This is a genomic window from Acinetobacter sp. 1566109 (assembly GCF_000582255.1).
Classification (GTDB): domain Bacteria; phylum Pseudomonadota; class Gammaproteobacteria; order Pseudomonadales; family Moraxellaceae; genus Acinetobacter; species Acinetobacter nosocomialis.
The window spans coordinates 1-1,451 of the sequence record NZ_JEYB01000176.1 but is presented as its reverse complement, the minus strand read 5'-3'; the positions used below and the strand labels follow the sequence as shown (position 1 = coordinate 1,451).

Below are 1,451 nucleotides of genomic sequence, written 5' to 3'. Positions count from 1 at the left end.
TTGATGACGTTGAACCAAACGCAAGCCGTTAAACTCTTCACTCACTACAATCACTTTAAAATGTGATTCTTTACCTGGAAAATATCCACCGTGGCCAGCAGACTCATTAATGACTTCCAAATGGCTAGGTGCAAGGGTTTGTAACCGTTCAATCAACTGTTGTTCAAGGCTCATAGCTTTTCCTTTTACGATTATTCGTATATTTAGACCTAGTATACCCTGTCTACACACAAACAAAAGTTGCTCTTGTACGCTTTGACTTCAAACAAAATGTCTATTTATTCGGCAACTTATCAATAAAAATAACTCTAAATGCTCATTTCTGTTTTTATTTTATGCAATCAGCATAATTATTTGCATAAAGTTGTTGACCCTTGTTTTGCTTAATGTATTATAAGCGGCACGCGGGAATAGCTCAGTTGGTAGAGCATAACCTTGCCAAGGTTGGGGTCGCGAGTTCGAGTCTCGTTTCCCGCTCCAAATTGGTTTTTTTTGAGAAAGTTTTAGTAAAAACTGCTCATATATGCGGGAATAGCTCAGTTGGTAGAGCATAACCTTGCCAAGGTTGGGGTCGCGAGTTCGAGTCTCGTTTCCCGCTCCAAATTGGTTTTTTTTGAGAAAGTTTTAGTAAAAACTGCTCATATATGCGGGAATAGCTCAGTTGGTAGAGCATAACCTTGCCAAGGTTGGGGTCGCGAGTTCGAGTCTCGTTTCCCGCTCCAAATTCTAAGGCCCTAATCGAAAGATTAGGGCTTTTTTCTTTTTGATTTTATTATATTTTTGAAAATTCCGCCTTCCTTTGTGATTCAATTCAATAAAAAATATTCTTAATGTAATTTGTATTTTGTGACCAAGATGTGACCATGGCGTGCCCACGACAATAAAAATGGTCTTAATTGACCTTAAATGTCCTCAATCGATCACCACTTTCAGAGCTTTTTTGAAGGCAAAAAATCACCCTGTTCTCTTCCAAACAAGGTATTTTTTACCAAATGATCAATAATTTGTGGCCATTTCACTTTTTGATGTGACCATTTGTGACCAAACTACTTACTAACAGATTGTTCTTTATTGTCTTTTTCAAAAACAAATAAATCCCCTACCTGTACATCCAAATAATCACAAATTCGATCGATGGTCTCCAAATCAATTCGAGTCAATTCGCCATTATAAAGCTTATGCAAAGTTGTCTTATTAATGCCTGTACCACGAATTAAGTCAGCTACACGCATTTTTCTTTCAGCCAACAATATTGGTAGCTTACAAATAACCATTAATTTTTCCTCTAATACAATGAAAATTTAATTGCATTTAATTAAATTTGAGGTTATTTTAGGTCTAAGGATGAAAAATTCCTTACATCCGATGAATTACGCTAGGAATACAATTATGTCATATACCTATCTCACAGCCCAGCAACTGGCTGAAAAAATCCAGTACGACGCTCGTAC

Annotated in this window: 2 protein-coding genes and 3 tRNA genes; 3 read left to right on the top strand and 2 right to left on the bottom strand. The window is 36.7% G+C overall.

Annotated features, from left to right (window positions below; translation table 11 throughout):
• Window positions 1-174, bottom strand: a 174-nt coding sequence (locus J582_RS25180; RefSeq protein ID WP_032048931.1) for a BolA family protein, incomplete at its 3' end; no start/stop codon positions are given.
• Between the two features lie 230 nt (window positions 175-404).
• Here J582_RS25180 and J582_RS25175 point away from each other — a divergent pair.
• The 3 genes from J582_RS25175 (at window position 405) to J582_RS25165 (ending at window position 722) form a co-directional block, all read left to right on the top strand.
• Window positions 405-480: transfer RNA gene (locus J582_RS25175), tRNA-Gly, on the top strand.
• 45 nt (window positions 481-525) lie between these two features.
• Window positions 526-601 (top strand) — tRNA-Gly (locus J582_RS25170).
• 45 nt (window positions 602-646) lie between these two features.
• Window positions 647-722: transfer RNA gene (locus J582_RS25165), tRNA-Gly, on the top strand.
• A gap of 324 nt (window positions 723-1,046) precedes the next feature.
• Here J582_RS25165 and J582_RS25160 read toward each other — a convergent pair.
• A complete protein-coding gene (locus tag J582_RS25160) occupies window positions 1,047-1,274 on the bottom strand; it encodes a helix-turn-helix domain-containing protein (RefSeq protein ID WP_004674114.1) in 228 nt (75 codons plus the stop codon).
• Window positions 1,275-1,451: the final 177 nt, after the last annotated feature.

Excerpts from the sequence above, each read along its gene's own strand:
- J582_RS25160 (WP_004674114.1), bottom strand. The coding sequence starts at position 1,274 with ATGGTTATTTGTAAGCTACCAATATTGTTGGCTGAAAGAAAAATGCGT.